This window comes from Paenarthrobacter sp. AB444 (genome assembly GCF_028736865.1).
GTDB classification, from domain to species: Bacteria; Actinomycetota; Actinomycetes; order Actinomycetales; family Micrococcaceae; genus Arthrobacter; species Arthrobacter nicotinovorans_B.
Window position 1 is genome coordinate 36,940 of the sequence record NZ_JAQZBY010000010.1, and the last position, 15,885, is coordinate 52,824.

General features: G+C 63.9%; 16 protein-coding genes. 9 read left to right on the top strand and 7 right to left on the bottom strand.

Annotated features, from left to right (window positions below; translation table 11 throughout):
- Positions 1–4: 4 nt before the first annotated feature.
- From PQ627_RS13215 to PQ627_RS13235, 5 genes are all read left to right on the top strand, one after another.
- Positions 5–1,555, top strand: coding sequence for a PspC domain-containing protein (locus tag PQ627_RS13215; RefSeq protein ID WP_274261719.1), 1,551 nt, complete (start codon positions 5–7; stop codon positions 1,553–1,555).
- A 1-nt stretch (position 1,556) separates the two neighbouring features.
- Entirely contained in the window at positions 1,557–1,931 is a 375-nt protein-coding gene (locus tag PQ627_RS13220) for a hypothetical protein (RefSeq protein ID WP_274261721.1), read from the top strand.
- 48 nt (positions 1,932–1,979) lie between these two features.
- On the top strand, positions 1,980–2,228 hold the full coding sequence (locus tag PQ627_RS13225; RefSeq protein ID WP_144659396.1) for a PspC domain-containing protein: 249 nt from the start codon (positions 1,980–1,982) through the stop codon (positions 2,226–2,228).
- A 188-nt stretch (positions 2,229–2,416) separates the two neighbouring features.
- Positions 2,417–3,442, top strand: a complete 1,026-nt coding sequence (locus tag PQ627_RS13230) for an ATP-dependent 6-phosphofructokinase (RefSeq protein ID WP_144659395.1) — start codon at positions 2,417–2,419, stop codon at positions 3,440–3,442.
- 9 nt (positions 3,443–3,451) lie between these two features.
- On the top strand, positions 3,452–4,201 hold the full coding sequence (locus tag PQ627_RS13235; protein WP_274261724.1) for a GNAT family N-acetyltransferase: 750 nt from the start codon (positions 3,452–3,454) through the stop codon (positions 4,199–4,201).
- A 16-nt stretch (positions 4,202–4,217) separates the two neighbouring features.
- On the opposite strand, the gene PQ627_RS13240 is transcribed toward PQ627_RS13235, so the two are convergent.
- The 7 genes from PQ627_RS13240 to PQ627_RS13270 all read right to left on the bottom strand — a co-directional run bounded on the left by PQ627_RS13240 (position 4,218) and on the right by PQ627_RS13270 (position 10,342).
- Positions 4,218–5,768 carry a DHA2 family efflux MFS transporter permease subunit gene (locus PQ627_RS13240; protein WP_144659393.1) on the bottom strand — a complete coding sequence of 517 codons (1,551 nt, stop codon included), beginning with the start codon at positions 5,766–5,768 and terminating at the stop codon, positions 4,218–4,220.
- Complete coding sequence (locus PQ627_RS13245; RefSeq protein WP_274261726.1) at positions 5,752–6,381, bottom strand: PadR family transcriptional regulator; 630 nt, start codon at positions 6,379–6,381, stop codon at positions 5,752–5,754. Before PQ627_RS13245 ends, PQ627_RS13240 begins: the two co-directional genes overlap by 17 nt.
- Positions 6,382–6,504: 123 nt before the next feature.
- Positions 6,505–6,924 carry an ankyrin repeat domain-containing protein gene (locus PQ627_RS13250; RefSeq protein ID WP_274261729.1) on the bottom strand — a complete coding sequence of 140 codons (420 nt, stop codon included), beginning with the start codon at positions 6,922–6,924 and terminating at the stop codon, positions 6,505–6,507.
- On the bottom strand, positions 6,921–8,006 hold the full coding sequence (gene ygfZ, locus PQ627_RS13255) for a CAF17-like 4Fe-4S cluster assembly/insertion protein YgfZ (RefSeq protein WP_274261731.1): 1,086 nt from the start codon (positions 8,004–8,006) through the stop codon (positions 6,921–6,923). The genes PQ627_RS13250 and ygfZ overlap by 4 nt, the downstream gene beginning before the upstream one ends.
- Before the next feature lie 53 nt (positions 8,007–8,059).
- On the bottom strand, positions 8,060–8,776 hold the full coding sequence (locus tag PQ627_RS13260; protein WP_274261734.1) for a flavodoxin family protein: 717 nt from the start codon (positions 8,774–8,776) through the stop codon (positions 8,060–8,062).
- Between the two features lie 65 nt (positions 8,777–8,841).
- Positions 8,842–9,441, bottom strand: a complete 600-nt coding sequence (locus tag PQ627_RS13265; protein ID WP_018776715.1) for an FABP family protein — start codon at positions 9,439–9,441, stop codon at positions 8,842–8,844.
- 166 nt (positions 9,442–9,607) lie between these two features.
- Positions 9,608–10,342 carry a permease gene (locus PQ627_RS13270; protein ID WP_274261737.1) on the bottom strand — a complete coding sequence of 245 codons (735 nt, stop codon included), beginning with the start codon at positions 10,340–10,342 and terminating at the stop codon, positions 9,608–9,610.
- Between the two features lie 263 nt (positions 10,343–10,605).
- Between PQ627_RS13270 and PQ627_RS13275 the strand changes: the two genes are divergently transcribed.
- The 4 genes from PQ627_RS13275 (at position 10,606) to PQ627_RS13290 (ending at position 15,819) form a co-directional block, all read left to right on the top strand.
- On the top strand, positions 10,606–11,304 hold the full coding sequence (locus PQ627_RS13275) for a winged helix-turn-helix transcriptional regulator (RefSeq protein WP_018776718.1): 699 nt from the start codon (positions 10,606–10,608) through the stop codon (positions 11,302–11,304).
- 212 nt (positions 11,305–11,516) lie between these two features.
- Positions 11,517–12,488 (top strand): mycothiol synthase, encoded by a 972-nt coding sequence (gene mshD, locus PQ627_RS13280; protein WP_274261740.1) that lies wholly within the window; start codon positions 11,517–11,519, stop codon positions 12,486–12,488.
- A gap of 104 nt (positions 12,489–12,592) precedes the next feature.
- Positions 12,593–14,842: an RNA degradosome polyphosphate kinase gene (locus tag PQ627_RS13285; RefSeq protein ID WP_274261742.1), complete on the top strand. Its 2,250-nt coding sequence runs from the start codon at positions 12,593–12,595 to the stop codon at positions 14,840–14,842.
- 8 nt (positions 14,843–14,850) lie between these two features.
- Positions 14,851–15,819, top strand: a complete 969-nt coding sequence (locus PQ627_RS13290; protein WP_144659385.1) for an NUDIX hydrolase — start codon at positions 14,851–14,853, stop codon at positions 15,817–15,819.
- Positions 15,820–15,885 lie beyond the last annotated feature (66 nt).

Here is a 15,885-nt window from a genome sequence, read left to right on the forward strand (position 1 = left end):
AAGTATGAACGCGAACAGCATGAACCCAGAGGAACCCGGAACGCCTGGCGCCGCCGGCGCAACCGGCTCCAGCGCAACGAACGGTGCATCCACCGGAGCTCCCGGCACTTCTTCGGACCAGCCCTCCGCCGGTGGATCCGCCGGGACTGGTCCGGCAGCCGGAAGCTACGCGCCAACCGGCGAAGCGCCCCAAGGTTTCCAGCAGAACTTCTTCGACTGGACCCGTAACCTGGGCATCCGGCGTGGACCTGACCGCTGGATCGGCGGGGTGGCCAGTGGAATTGCCCACCGGTTCGGCATCGATCCGCTGATCGTCCGCGGCATCTTCATCGTGCTTGCACTTTTCGCCGGCATCGGGGTCCTGCTGTACGGCGTCGCATGGGCGCTCCTGCCTGAGCCTGATGGACGCATCCACGTTCAAGAGGCGGCCGCCGGCCGTTGGTCAGGCGGCATGACAGGTGCCTTGATCACGACCATCATCGGCTTCCCGAGCTTGGGCCGCGGATTCTGGGGATGGGGTGGGAACGGGCTTCCCGGAGTGTTCTGGACTCTGTTCTGGATAGCCGGCGTCAGCTACCTCGTCTATGTCCTGGTTCAGCGGAACAAGGGCGCGAAAGCATCCCAGTCCAGAGGCCCGCAGAACTACACGGCCACCTACTCAGCCACGCCCACGGCGGGCACCAACACCGGAGTTCCCGTGTACGGCGCCTCCGTGCCGACGGGCGCTTCGGGTGCCTCCGTGCCGGCGGGCGCTTCCGTGCCGACGGGCCAGCGCAGCGGGGCTACCGGCGCGGGCGGGTACGGTGCGAACGCTTACGGCGCTTCTGGCTACGGCGCAGGGCCCACCCCTCCTTCGGGGCCGCGTCCTCCCTACGGTTCCACTCCCCCGCAAGAGTGGGCCCCGAAGCCGACGGCCCCCAAGCGCAAGGGACCTGGCGCGGCCATGATCGCGGTGTCCGCAGGTGCGGCGCTGCTGGCGGGCGGCACCCTGAAAGCGCTCGACGCCGGACACGTCATTGATCTGGGCACCTCGGCCAACGCTGTGGTGTGGGCAACGGGCGCTGCCGTCCTGGGCCTGGGCATCGTAGTCGCCGGACTTCGAGGACGGACCTCAGGTTTCCTCGGGTTCCTTGCCATAGTTGCCCTGATCATTGGCGGCATCTTCAACGTGGTTCCCCGCAACGGCGACCGCTTCACGTTCCACGACGTCAACTGGGCACCCACCAGCGTTGAACAGGCGCGACAAGGCATAGACGTGACCGGAGCCCAAGGCACCGTCGACCTCAGCGACATCACCACCACACCACCCTTGATCACAGAGGTTCTGGTGCCCGTCGACGCCACCGCGAGCAACGTCACCGTCATCATCCCGGACAACGTCCCTGTGGAGGTCAGGGCGGATATGACCTTCGGCAACCTGAATGAACGCGGAAGCGACCGTGGAGGTCGTCTGAAGGACGACCGCACCCTCTACAACACCGGGAAACCCGGGGCCAACCTGGTGGTCCAGATCGACGGCACCTTCAGCAACGTGACCATCAAGGAAGGAAACTGACATGAGCATGAACGAGCCGGCAAAGGAATCCGGGGCCTCCCCCACCGAGCCATTGCCCAAAGGCACCCGGCCCACTGAAGCCCTGCCAAAGCCCGCGCTGAGCGAGATCCCGCTGACCCCAGTGCTGGAGCCAAGCTTCCGGGCAGAACGTACCGAAGAGGACGAACCGCGGCAGGCCCGCATCGGCACAGTGGTGTGGGGGCTGATCGTGGTCGCGTTGGCAGCGCTGATCATCATTTCCACCCTTGGCTGGGTGACCCTGAACGGGACGTATGTCCTCATAGGCCTGATGATCGGAGCCGGGGCCGCCCTGGTGGTAGGTGGGCTCCTTTCGACACGCAAGGGTTCCTCCAGGTCCAAGAACCCCGCTGCGTGAGCGCCGGATCCACGTGACAAAGCAACCGCGACAAGGAAGTGTGTAGGCATGGACAAGTTCTTCAGCATCGTCAGGGGCCTCGGCCTGAAGCGCGGACCACAACGCTGGCTGGGTGGCGTTTGCGGGGGCATCGCCGCCAAACTCAAGGTGGATGTGGCTTACGTCCGCGTGGCATTCCTGCTTTTCTGCCTGCTTCCCGGGCCTGCAGTGGTGGTGTACATCCTCGCTTGGCTCATCCTGCCGGACCAGAGCAACAAGATCGCCCTCGAATCCTTCCTCAGCCAACGGTCCCGGTAACTACCGGGCACAGAAGGCGCTCCGCCACACGGCGGGGCGCTTTTTGCTGGTTTCGGCCATGTTTCCACTACCGCACACCTGGGCTAAAAAGTAACCATTTGTGTCCCACCCCACATGCACGTCTACAATCGTGGGGAGCTCAGCGTGGCGCTCTTGCACGTATTCCTCCAAGCCATGAGTGAGCAAACATGAAAATTGGCATTCTTACCAGCGGTGGCGACTGCCCCGGACTCAACGCAGTGATCCGGGGAGCAGTCCTCAAAGGCATTGCCATCCACGGCCAGGAATTCGTAGGCTTCCGTGACGGCTGGCGCGGCGTCGTCGAGGGCGACATCATCGACATCCCCCGCACCATGGTCCGCGGTATTGCCAAGCAGGGTGGAACCATCCTGGGAACCTCCCGGACCAACCCGTTCGAAAACGGTGGAGGCCCGGAGGTCATCAAGGCCCACATGGAACGCCTTGGGATTGACGCCATCATTGCCATCGGTGGCGAGGGAACCCTGGCTGCGGCCAAGCGCCTCACGGATGCCGGCCTGAAAATCGTTGGCGTGCCCAAGACCGTGGACAACGACCTCGACGCCACTGACTACACCTTCGGCTTCGACACCGCGGTCCAGATTGCCACTGAGGCCATCGACCGCCTGCGCACCACCGGTGAATCCCACCACCGCTGCATGATTGCCGAAGTCATGGGACGCCACGTGGGCTGGATCGCCCTCCACGCAGGCATGGCCGCCGGCGCCCACGCCATCTTGATCCCGGAGCAGAAAGCCAGCATCGAACAGATCGCCGAGTGGGTCCAGGAGGCCCACGACCGTGGCCGTGCACCGCTGGTGGTTGTTGCCGAAGGTTTCGTCCCGGACCACCTGGAATCCCCGCACTCAGAGCGCGGCCTGGATACCTTCGGCCGGCCCCGCCTGGGTGGAATCGCCGACCAGTTGGCACCCGAGATCGAGGCCCGCACGGGCATTGAAACCCGCGCCACCATCCTCGGACACATCCAGCGCGGCGGCGTTCCGACTGCCTACGACCGCGTTCTCGCGACCCGACTCGGCATGGCCGCTATCGACTCCGTGGTCGAAGGCCGCTGGGGAACGATGGTGGCCCTCAAGGGCACGGACATCTCCCACGTAGGCTTCGAGGAAGCCCTGGGCAAGCTCAAGACCGTGCCGCAGCACCGTTACGACGAAGCGTCCGTATTGTTCGGCTAGGCTGAATTCATGACTCTGGAGCCCACGTCCGCTGCCATCATCCAGCTGGCGTGGGCTCGCCATTTAGGTTTCGACGACGACGCTTTCGCCGGCGCTGCTGCCGCCCTCACCTCTGGCGGGACTGCTCCGGGCGCCCCCACCAGCAGGATGACCCGGGTTGATGACTCAGCGCGGGCACTGGTTTTCCTGCGCTTGTTTGGCGTCTCGGCCTTGGTGGGCCCGCAGTGGGCATTGGATGCAGCCGAAGACGTCCCTGATACCGAACTCGCCCAGCATGTCACGCTGCTGACCCTCACCCGCTCGCACGGCGGGCACGGACTCGGATCATCGGCATTGTTCTTCGCCGATGACCTTCCCCTGCAGCAGCCCTCCGAGGACCTCACGGTCTCACACGGCAACCCCGAGGCCATCACCTTGGAGGGGCTATGCCCGCCGGATGACGTGAATGAAGTGGGCCTTCAAGGCCTCGAACACCGTTTCACCATCATGCATCCGGAAGAGGAACAGCCCACCCCGGTGGCCTGCGGAGCTTATGGGGAGTGGGAGGGCATCCTTGCCAACATGGGAGTACTGGTGGCTCCTCCGTGGCGCAGGCGCGGAATCGGAACCCTGGCTGCCTCCATCGCCGCCCACGAAGCACTCGCTGCCGGGCTGACCCTTCAATGGAAGGCCGACGTCAGCAACACCGGAGCACTCGCGATGGCCCGCAGCCTTGGCTTCGCCACGGGCGGGCTTCACGCGAGCGTACTCCTGGGCTGACTCCCCCGCCTCTGGGCTAGTGCTGGGCTTGGGTGTTGGCTTCTTGCGGGGTGGTTCCTTCGACGGCGGCTGCCTCGGTTTGGGCGGCCGGTTTGGCGCCCCAGCCCGATACTGCCTTCGGCTTACCGAAGAACAGGGCGACGACGGCGGCCAGCAGGATCGCGAAGGCGGGCAACAGGATGGACTGGCTCATCGCCGTCGAGAATCCCGCGTGCAGGAACTCCGGCAGGGTGCCGCCCATCGAGACCTCGCCGACGGGCGCTCCAGCAGGTGCTGCCGGGAGCTCGGCTGCCAGGCGCGACTGGATCAACGCGGCGATTGCGGCTGAGCCGAGTACTGCACCGATCTGGCGGGTGGTGTTGAAGACGCCGGAGCCAGCGCCGGCCTGGCGCGGTTCCAGGTTGCGGGTGGTTGCATTGGACACCGGTCCCCAAATGAAGGCGTTGGCAACACCCTGAAGTGCGCTGGGCAGCAGGAACATCCAGATGGGCGTGTCCGGGCCCAGCAAGGAAGCCGTCCAGAACAGTGCTCCTGACAGGCAGACCAAGCCAAACGCGGCGAACCAGCGGGGGTTGGCGCGGTCGATCAGTTTGCCCACGAACGGGGCCAGCGCACCGGAGATGACTGCCATCGGGATCATGAGCAGTGCCGACTGCGTGGGCGTCAGGCCCCGGACTGTCTGGTAATAGAAGATGGTGGGCAACGGGAACGCCGTCACGGTGAAACCAACGGCCATGATGGTGGCGTTGCCAAGGGAGAAGTTCCGCTCTTTGAACAGGCCCAGGGGAAGCAGTGGCTCTCCGCCACGACGCTCCAGGATCCACTGCCACAGGACAAAGACCACAAGGACTGCCAGACCCGTGATGATCAGGCCCCAGACCGAGATGAACCCGTTGACCGTGCCCCACTTGTAGGTCTGGCCTTCCTGGATTCCGAAGACCAGCAGGAACATGCCCACGGCAGAAAGGACTACGCCCAGAATATCGAAAGAGTGGCTGTGCGTGGTCAGCTTTGGAACGAACCGGGTCACCAGGATGAAGGCCACGAGTCCGATGGGAACGTTGACGAAGAAGATCCACTCCCAGCCGAGGCTGTCCACCAACACGCCGCCCAGGATCGGGCCGACCAGGACCGCCATGCCTGCCGTGGCGCCCCAAAGCCCCATGGCGGCGCCGCGGCGGTCCGGCGGGAAGATCCGGGTGATGACTGCCATGGTTTGCGGAGTCATCATGGCCGCGCCGAAGCCCTGCACGGCCCTGGCGGCGATCAACATGGTCACATCGCCGGAGAGTCCGCACCACAGGGATGCCAGGGTGAAGACGACCAGGCCGATGAGGTACAGGTTCTTGGGGCCGAAGCGGTCACCCAGCCTGCCGGTGATGAGAAGGGGCACTGCGTAGGCCAGCAAGTAGGCGCTGGTTACCCAGATGACGGCGTTGATGTCAGTGTTCAGGCCCTCCATGATCCGCGGGTTCGCGACCGACACGATGGTGGTGTCGATAAGGATCATGAAGAAGCCAACCACGAGTGACCACAGCGCGGGCCACGGCTTAGCTATGTTTTCCAAGGGGTTCCTTTGGCTTGTGTGAAAGTTCGGTCGGGGCAGGCCGGGGTTCGTCCCAAGGCAGCTGCCCGGTGCCCAACTCCTCCAGGAGTTCGCGGATCCACGCGATCTCGGTTCGAAGCATGGCTTGTTGGTAGGTGATGTCGATCCAGTACTTGCGCTCGAGGCCCTTGGCGGTGACGGCATCCTGCGCGCGGAGCAGGAAGTCGAGATCGGCACTCAAGGCAACCACCCGCTCTTCCAGGAGGCCGGTCACCACACCCGCCGGAAGGTGGTGGGCTTCGGCTATGGCATGGGGAAAGACGGGGTACTCGTTGATGGGCGTGGCCAGCATGGCTTGCAGCCGCGCATCCAAGGCCGCATGTCCAGCCGGGGTGATCCGGTAGGTGGTCCGCTCGGGACGCTTACCCTCCCGACCGGTCCCGGTCGCTTCCACGAGTCCGCCCTCCTCGAGCCGGCCCACGGCGTGGTACAGCGTGCCGGGACGCACTTTGACCAGCCGGTCCTCATGGCGGGCCATCAGTACTTGGTACATCTCGTAGGGATGCATCGGCTGTTCGGCGAGAAGAGCCAACGAGGCGACGCCCAGCGGCGTCAACCCGGCACTTTTGGCCATAGCCATCCCCTTCCACGTGATGTTATTCCACAACAACTATTCCACGTGGAATATCTGGGCGCAAGTAACCCCGGCTGTACCAACAGCCGGGGTTACGTGACGGGATGGCTCAAGCCGGACAAATCAGCCGAGCAGTGACAGGATTTCGGTCCGGGCGAACATCGTGGCGGCGTCCCGGGCACTGGGCGTCCCGGCGTCGGGATCCGCTCCCGCGTCCAGCAACGCCCTGGCGACCCCCACGTATCCCTTGAAAACGGCACCGGCAAGCGGTGTCTGTCCCCGGTCGTTGGCGGCATTGACATCGGCGCCGTGGTGAATGATCAGCTGCACGGCATCCTCGTGCCCATGGTAGGCCGCGAGCATGAGCAGCGAGTCGCCCGCAGCGTTGGTGAGGGTGGCCGGGGCTCCGGCGTTCAAATAGCTTCGGAGCAGCCCGGCGTCGCCTTCGCGTGCGGCGTCGAACAGTGCGTGGGCCAAGGCCAAGGTCTCATCATCCGGGCCGGTCCCGGCGTTCGTGGCATCGGCACCATCAGTGTTGCTCATCGGTGGGGTCCCTTCAGGAATCCGGTCTGGCGCCCGACCACCTGGCCGGCGTCGGGGGCGACGATCACTTCCTGGGCTGCGACGTAGGGCTCATCGCCGTCCATCACGGTCAAGGTCTCCTCCGCCGAAACGGAGCGCTTGATCACGGCCAAGGCCACAGGTCCCATCTCGAAGTGCTGCGCCACCGATGTCAGAGTACCGACCTTGCGTTCCCCGGCAAAGACAACACTGCCCACCGCCGGCAAGGTGTGCTGGGAACCGTCGAGTTGCAGGAACACCAGGCGACGGGGCGGGTGCCCAAGGTTGTGCACGCGCGCTATGGTTTCCTGGCCCTTGTAGCAGCCCTTGTTGAGGTGGACCGAGGTCCGGATCAGGTCCAGTTCATGTGGGATGGTCTTGTCGTCGGTTTCCGCCCCGAGACGAGGACGCCAGGCCGCGATCCGAAGGGCGTCGGCTGCCATCGCACCGGCCAGTGGCAGGCCTTCGACGGCGGCCTCAAGTTCCGCTGCCGGGATCAGGTATTCGAACCAGGGACGTTCAAGGCCCGGATGCAACTCCTCCGGAACCAAGCTGTACGAGTACCCACCGGGCGACACCCGCGGCCACGGATCTTCCCATACGAGGCGGCCGGCAAAGCGATCCACTGGCTTGGTGGAACCAACCACGGCCCATTCCCCGCTGACATTGGCGATCTCCACGCGCAGCATGAACTTCATCTTGTTCAGCCATTCCGCGAGGGGTTCCGCTTCCGCCGCTTCGACGATAAGCCAGGTTGTACCGCCGTCGTCAATAACCCGCGCATCGAATTCGATGCGGCCCTGGACGCTGAGCAGCAGCAGCTCGCTGGCGACGTTCGGCTGCAGGTTTGTCAGCTGCTGCGAGGACAGGGTGTTGAGCCAGCTGAGACGGTCGGGTCCGGACACCGTGACCACGCCACGGTGCGAAAGATCCACGACGGCGGTGCCTGCCGCCAAGGCGCGCTGCTCGCGCAACGGCTCGCCGTAGTGGGCAGCGACGCCGGCATCCAGGCCGGTGTCTTCGACCGCGCCGGGGCGCGACAACAGAGGGCTCTTGTAAGTCATATCCAGTAGAAGTCCTAGCGGCTTTGAGGTATTCCAGACCGGGGTAATCCGGTTCAGCGGTATTCGGGGTTCTCGAAGTCGAACCTGGTGCCGGCTTTCCATTCCTCCGGCAGGTTGCCGTAGGCGGGAATGCCGCCCGCATCCCTCAGGAGCTTGGCCATGTGGAGCAGGTTCCAGGTCATGAAAGTGGTGTTCCTGTTAGTAAAATCACTCTCTGGTCCGCCCGATCCTTCATCCAAATAGCTGGGTCCGGGGCCTACGGGACCGATCCAGCCGGCGTCTGCCTGCGGCGGGATGGTGAACCCGATGTGCTGGAGGCTGTACAAGACGTTCATGGAACAGTGCTTGATGCCGTCCTCGTTGCCCGTGATCAGGCAGCCGCCTACCTTCGGATAGAACGCCCACTGGCCCTTGCTGTTCAGCTCGCCGGAGTGGGCGTACAGGCGCTCGATGAGTTTCTTCGTTTGGGACGAGTTGTCGCCCAACCAGATGGGGCCGGCGACCACCACGATGTCCGCGTCCTGGACCGCGGGATAGAGGTCCGGCCACTCGTCCGTCTTCCACCCATGCTCACGCATGTCCGGGTAGACACCGCTGGCGATGTCATGGTCCACCGTCCGTATAAGGCGGGTGGTGACACCCTGTTTTTCCATGATGTCGCGGCTGATCCGGATCAGGCCGTCGGTGTTGCTCAGCTGCGGCGATGGCTTCAGGGTGCCGTTGAAAAAGAGGGCTTTGAGACCCTCGTAGCCCGTCGGTTTATCGTTCACTTTCTGCTCCTTTTGCCGTTGCTTCATGGAACGTACGGTGAACCCCGAGGGTCAGGAAACCTGGGTTACGAGACCTTGTGCAGGAACGCCGATGCGTGGGCTTCGAGGGTCTTGCCGTTGGCTGCGACATCCCAGCGCCACAGGAGATTGCCGTCCACCAAACCGAAGATCCGGGTGGCTGCAGTGTATTCCTTGGAGTGGCTCCCGCGCATCACCATGTCAGTGCTCAGTTGGATCTGGGGACCCTTGATCTGGCCGTAGTAGAGCTCGGTGATGCCACCGGGGTGGGCGATCGATACTGAGATGTCGAAGCCGCCGTCCTTGTTGCGGCGTTCTTCGACTTCGTCGGCCGTCTTGAGCACCGGAACGATGTCGGCAGGAATCAGCCCGGGGCCGCCGTCGCCTTCTTCAAGCTTGCGCTCCAGCGCCCAGAAGCCGGTCTCCACCGTCAACGGGCGCAACTTTGCGCCGGCGTCGTCGCTGATCCAGGTTTCGGCCCGGTACTGCAAGTACGGCAGGCCGTTGTGGGTGAAGGAAACGTGCTGGACGAAGTGTTCGGAATCCTCGTCGCCGCTGCCGAGCCGACCACGGCCCTCCCACTCACCAATGAGCCAGGAAAGGGGGACGAGTTCGGGCGTCAGGTCTGTGGGGATTTCAATAGGCACAACAGTTACCTCGGTTGGGCTGCAGAGTCAGAAGGTTTACTTCTGGCCCTTGAAAAGGCGGTAGACGACGAATCCTGCAAACCACGCCATGGCGACGCTGGCAAGGCCCAGGAGAACGAGGAAGAAGATTTCAAATGCGAGTACAGACATGATGCCATCCTAACCGTTAGTAGATGAGTAGTTTGTCTATGAAGTACACCAAGGCGCCCACGGCCCAGACCGGGGCGACTCCCATGCCCACCGCGGCGGGCAGATTGAGCCTGCCCCTCCGAAGAGTGGTCATGCGCCGGAAGCACACCAGCACCGAACCCACGACCACGCCTACCAGGGCAGCGGGCAGGACTGCGATGTCGGAGAAAACGAGTCCCGCCAGCGGACCCATGAGGCCCGCCATGACCACACCAAGCGGAGCCACGATGCGATCGGGCCAACGGATGATGCCCACCAGAAGGGCAACAGCCGCGCTCAAGCCCGCCACCAGGACCATTTCCCTGACACCGTTGAACCGGGCGCTGGCTATCCAGCCTGCACCGAGGCAGTTCAGCAGCACACCGGCACTGCAGCCCAGGGTCGATTCAAGGCGCTGGGCCTGGCCCGTGCCCCGGACGAGTTGGACGACGAACACGGCCATCACGCCCAGGGCAACAAAAGCCGGCGTCCCCTCAAGGAAGCCGGGGGCCGGAAGGTAGGCGGCCGCTACTGCGGAGCCCGCACCGGAGAATGCGATGACAGCTGCCAGGGTCTTCTTGGCCGGGACTCCCAGGAAGTGGGGCCAGCCGATGCCCACCGCGGCCGAGGCCGCGATGCCCACCCCCACCATGACTTCCCGGGAAATGAAGGTGCCGGCCACGATGGCCGCGAGCGCCACGAGTCCAAATACCCCGATACTCCAAGACTTCACTGTGTGCTCGACCTCAATCCGATGCGCCCTCTACGGCCTCTCGACAATCCTGCCCTATACCTGCCCAATATGTCGTAATTGCCCTGCCTGCCCGTCACGAATCCCTGTGTCGCAGGGCACTGATGGGTATACTCAGACTTCAACAGCACACTGTCCTGGCCTCCATCCCGTCACAACGGGCAAGGGCCGGAAGGCGCTGGGACCGGCCGGTGGAACTCCGGCTTCGACGCCCGATGATGCGCGTACAGCCCATTGGAGGAACTATGTCGCACATCCTGCTCCTGACGAACAGCACCGGATCATCGGTGGACATTCTGCCTGCCTTGGAGTTGTTGAACCACCGCGTGCACATCCTCCCGGCAGAACCGACCGCCTTGCTCGAAACCGACCCCACGGACATCGTTTTCCTGGATGCCCGCAAGGACCTGGTGGGAGCCCGCTCGTTGACCCAACTGCTCAAGGCCACAGGGCTGAGCGCTCCCCTGATGCTGATCCTCACGGAAGGCGGCATGGCTGCCGTTTCTTCAGCTTGGGCCGTGGACGACATCGTGCTCGACTCCGCCGGACCGGCCGAGGTGGAAGCCCGCATCAGGCTTGCCATGGCGCGTGCCGTCCCCGGCGAGGAGGAGACCCAGACGGAGATCCGGGCTGCCGGCGTCGTTATCGACGAAGCCAGCTATACCGCACGGGTCAGCGGCCAGCCCCTGAACCTGACGTTCAAGGAGTTCGAACTCCTCAAGTACCTTGCACAGCACCCTGGCCGCGTGTTTACCCGCCAACAGTTGCTGACCGAAGTGTGGGGTTATGACTACTACGGCGGCACGCGGACGGTGGATGTCCACATCCGTCGACTTCGCGCCAAGCTGGGCGTGGACCACGAAAACCTCATCAGCACGGTCCGCAACGTCGGATACAGGCTTACGCTGGTGCGGTTGCCCGACGACGAACTCTCCGAAGCCTGAGACACAGATTCAACAGTAAAGGCCGGGATCCCCACGGATCCCGGCCTTTACTTTGCTGCAATGGTGGAGGACATACGGGTCGAACGTATCGAGGCCACCCCACTGGTGGATCCCCCCTGTACCCGGCCGAAGCCGAATGAGATAACGACACTACAGCCGTTGGGCCGGGACTTCAAATCACCGGGACAGCCCGGGGCGTATAGCCTTGCATCATGAGTCAAGCGCATCCGGAGAACTGGCCCGTACTGATCATCAAAGGCGCTGTGGACGGCGAACTCCTCCACGACTTCAAGAGCCTCACCGCCGCGGCCGAGGAGTCGGACGGCAACCCGCCCCTGTCCGAGCAGACCATGGTCATGCTGCGGGGAGCCGACGCGGGAGACCACTCGGTGCTGTCCTTCGCGCTGTATGCCCCGGACGAGGACTCGGATCCGGCGACGGCCGAAGACCTGGCGGGAATCGCCGTCGTCGTTGAGGCTCAGGACGGAAGCGGCGTGCTGGAGCTGGCCGTCCACCCCAGCTACCGCAACCGGGGCGTGGCCGGGCGGCTTCTGGACGCCCTTCAGCAGCAACGCGGCCTTGACGGGCTGAGCGCATGGTCTCACGGCAACCACGAGGCCGCCGCCCAGCTGGCCACCCGGTACGGTTACGGTCCGGTGCGGGAGTTGCGGAAGATGAGGCTGATGTCCTCGACGTCCGCATTGCCCGACGTCGGCCTCCCGGACGGAGTTTCGATCCGCGCCTTCGTGCCGGGCCAGGACGAGCAGGCCTGGTTGGCGGCCAACCGCGCCGCCTTTGCCCACCACCCGGAGCAGGGAGCCCTGACCCTCGCAGACCTTGAGGCACGCAAGGCCGAAGACTGGTTTGACCCCGAAGGTTTCCTCCTGGCGGTCAATGACGCCGGTGAACTCCTGGGATTCCACTGGACGAAAGTGCACCCCCGGCAAGGAACGCACCCGGAAATCGGCGAAGTCTACGTGGTGGGCGTGACCCCGGCTGCGCAGGGTTTGGGGCTCGGGAAGGCACTCACCGTAGCCGGAATCAGGCATCTCCAGGACAAAGGTCTCCACGCGGTGATGCTGTACGTCGACGCCGACAATCAGGCTGCTGTGGCCCTATACCAGAAACTAGGCTTCGTCCGCTGGGACACCGATGTGATGTACGGTCCGTTGACGAAAAATTAACCAGCTGGGATCGTCGCGGGGAAAGGCGGCGGCTCTATGGATTCGCATACCGCGATTGCTTGTAATGTGGGAGACAAACCCAGTCCTGAGCTTAGGAGAGCCCCATGCAGCCGGACCCCGTCGGCATCGCCGGATCCACCTCTAAGGGGGCCACACTGCCCTCACGCTTCGGATCGTCGGAAGTACCGGCCTCGCGGGCCACCCAGGACCGCATCGACATCCCCGAATTCGCGCCAAGCCTGGAGCCGGAAGGCGACATCTCCCCGGACCGCTTCCTTGACCGCGAGCTCAGCTGGCTTGCCTTCAACTCCCGCGTGCTGGAACTTGCCGAGGATCCCGATCTGTTCCTGCTGGAACGGGTCAACTTCCTCTCGATCTTCGCTTCCAACCTGGACGAGTTCTTCATGGTTCGCGTGGCCGGGCTCAAGCGGCGTATCGCAACCGGGCTTGCGGTACCCTCGCCCGCCGGTCTCAGCCCCATCGAGGTGCTCGAACAGATCAGTGAAGAGGCCCACAAGCTGCAGGAACGCCATGCCCGCGTCTTTGCCGAGCAGATACGTCCGGCCTTGGCGTACGAACACATCCACCTCATGCACTGGGATGAGCTCGATGACGACGCCCGCCACCGGATCAGCGCCATGTTCCAGGAGAAGGTCTTCCCCATCCTGACTCCCCTGGCGGTGGACCCGGCCCACCCGTTCCCCTACATTTCAGGGCTTTCGCTGAACCTGGCAGTGATTGTCAGCAACCCCATCAGCGACAAGGAACTCTTCGCCCGCGTCAAGGTTCCGGACCAGCTGCCCCGCCTCATCTCCGTGGACGGACCCCGCGCAGGCGCCATTCCGGGCCGTGTTGCCAGGTTCATCGCGCTGGAAGAAGTCATCGCTGTCCACCTGGACAAGCTCTTCCCGGGCATGGAAGTCCTGGAGCACCACACCTTCCGCGTCACCCGCAACGAGGACCTCGAAGTCGAAGAGGACGACGCCGAGAACCTCCTGCAGGCCCTGGAGAAGGAATTGCTGCGCCGTCGTTTCGGTCCTCCCGTGCGCCTGGAAGTGACCACGGACATCAACCCGAACATCAAGGCCCTGCTCATCCGGGAACTTGGTGTCGAAGAGTCCGAGGTCTACTCCGTGCCCGCGCCGCTGGACCTTCGTGGCTTGTCCGCGATCAGCAGCATTGACCGCGCCGATCTCCACTACCCGAAGCACGTTCCGCACACGTCTCGTTACCTCAACGAGTCCGAGACCTCCAAGGCTGCCAACGTCTTCGCGGCGATGCGGCGCAGGGACATCCTGCTCCACCACCCCTACGACTCCTTCTCGACCTCCGTGCAGGCTTTCCTTGAGCAGGCCGCGGCGGATCCCAAGGTCCAGGCCATCAAGCAGACCCTTTACCGGACCTCGGGCGACTCCCCGATCGTGGATGCCTTGATTGACGCCGCGGAGGCCGGCAAGCAGGTCCTGGCCCTCGTGGAAATCAAGGCCCGCTTTGACGAGCAAGCGAACATCTCATGGGCCCGGAAGCTGGAACAGGCAGGCGTCCACGTGGTGTACGGCATCGTTGGCCTCAAAACCCACTGCAAGCTGTCCCTGGTGGTGCGCCAGGAAGTTGATGGCCTGCGACGCTACTGCCACATCGGTACGGGCAACTACCACCCCCGCACGGCCCGTTACTACGAAGACCTTGGCTTGCTGACTGCCAACGAACAGGTGGGCGAGGACCTCTCCAAGCTCTTTAACCAGTTGTCCGGCTATGCACCGAAGTCCACCTTCAAGAGGCTCCTTGTGGCGCCCCGCTCGGTCCGGGCAGGCCTGGTGGACCGGATTGAAACCGAGATCCGCAACGCCCGTGCCAGCATCCCCGGCCTGGTGCAGATCAAGGTCAATTCAATGGTTGACGAGGCCATCATCGACGCCCTCTACCGTGCTTCGCAGGCAGGGGTGAAGGTGGACGTTGTGGTGCGTGGCATCTGCTCCCTCCGCCCTGGAGTTCCCGGCCTGAGCGAGAACATCACGGTCAGGTCGATCCTGGGCCGCTTCCTTGAACACTCACGGGTGTTTGCCTTCGGCAATGGCGGTGACCCTGTGGTGTACATCGGTTCGGCCGACATGATGCACCGCAACCTGGATCGCCGTGTGGAGGCCCTGGTGCAGCTCGCCAGCAAGGAGGACATCACGACGGTCATGGACCTGATGCGCCGCTATGTAGACGACGGAACGGCCAGCTGGCACCTGGACAACCAGGGACACTGGACCAGGCACCACCTGGATGAGAACGGCAAGCCGCTGCTGGACATGCAGTCGTGGTTGCTGGAGTCGCGTTCACGCCAGCGCGCATCGGCACGTAGGTAAGGACCGAGTTGAACAGCGATACTCCCGTGGAGGATCAGACAGACCACCCCGGCGAGCCGGTTGCCGTTGTGGCTGCCGGCGCCATTCCCTGGCGCGTCAACAAGGGCGCCTTGGAGGTTCTGTTGATCCACCGGCCCCGCTACGACGATTGGTCGTGGCCCAAAGGAAAGCTCGACGCCGGCGAAACAGTTCCTGAGTGCGCCGCGCGTGAGGTGTGGGAAGAGATAGGACTCCGCGCACCGTTGGGCATTCCCCTGCCTGCCATTCACTACCACGTATCAGCCGGCCTGAAAGTGGTCCAGTACTGGGCTGCCAAGGTCAACGGCGAACCTCTGCGTCCCGACGGCAAGGAAGTGGACAGTGTGATGTGGTGCAGCCCGGACCGGGCCGCATCCTTCCTCAGCAATCCCACGGATGTGAAGCCTTTGGAGTATCTGGAGAAGGCCCACGTCCGCGGCGAGTTGGACACGTGGCCCCTGATTTTGATCCGTCATGCGAAAGCCAAGCCGAGGTCCTCGTGGACGAAGGCGGAGGGTGACCGTCCTTTGGCGGCCACGGGCCAGCGGCAGGCCGTTGCCGTGCAGCGCCTGCTCAATGTCTGGAAGCCGCAGCGGTTGGTCTCCAGTCCCTGGGCACGCTGCGTGGCAACCATCGCACCCTATGCGAAAGCTTCCGGTGCCAAGGTCAAACTGGTGGAGGCCCTGACCGAACACCACCACCAGCGCTCCCCCAAAAAGACTGCCGCCGCCATCGAGGCGTTGTTCGACAAGCAGCTCCCCGTCGCGGTGTGTACGCACCGGCCGGCCCTGCCCACTGCCTTGAAGCAGCTGGGGCAGCATATGCCGCAAAACCTGCGCGCTGCCCTGCCGGCGGCGGACCCTTACCTTTCGCCCGGCGAGGTTGTTGTGTGCCAGGTGGCGCGGGGATCCGAGCGGAAGATCGTCTCCGTGGAACAGGTCAAGCCTTTCGACGACTGAGGCCGCATGGTTGACCCCCGGGTCTTTGTATCAAATACTTGACACATTGATTCGAAGACTTGGGGG